This is a genomic window from Paraburkholderia sp. SIMBA_027 (assembly GCF_046535315.1).
Taxonomy (GTDB): Bacteria; Pseudomonadota; Gammaproteobacteria; order Burkholderiales; family Burkholderiaceae; genus Paraburkholderia; species Paraburkholderia tropica.
In genome coordinates, this window is sequence record NZ_JAWRWY010000207.1 from 1 (window position 1) to 360 (window position 360).

A 360-nucleotide genomic window follows, 5' to 3' on the forward strand; every position below is an offset into this window, starting at 1 on the left:
CGGTATCCTGGGGTTCATCCCCGGGATCACCTCAAACTACGGCTCCCTGGAGTTCGCAGGTCACCACTCCGAAGCGCTGCTTCTGGGGCTTTTCCAAGTCTCAATTCTCCATAACATCGTTCACCTGCTGTTCGGCATTGCAGGGCTTCTGATGGCCCGCACGGCTGGTCAGGCGCGCAACTATCTTGTGGGCGGTGGAGTCATCTATCTGGTGCTGTGGATCTACGGCCTCATCATCGGGCAGGATTCCGCCGCGAACTTCGTCCCACTGAACACCGCCGACAACTGGCTGCACCTGCTGCTGGGTGTCGGAATGTTGGCCCTGGGCCTGGGTCTGAGCCGTCGAAACAACGCGGCTCG

General features: G+C 60.3%; 1 protein-coding gene. It reads left to right on the top strand.

The window, feature by feature from the left end; all coding sequences use genetic code 11:
• Window positions 1-360: DUF4383 domain-containing protein (locus SB764_RS38805; protein ID WP_410866582.1), on the top strand; the 360-nt coding region annotated here is incomplete at both ends.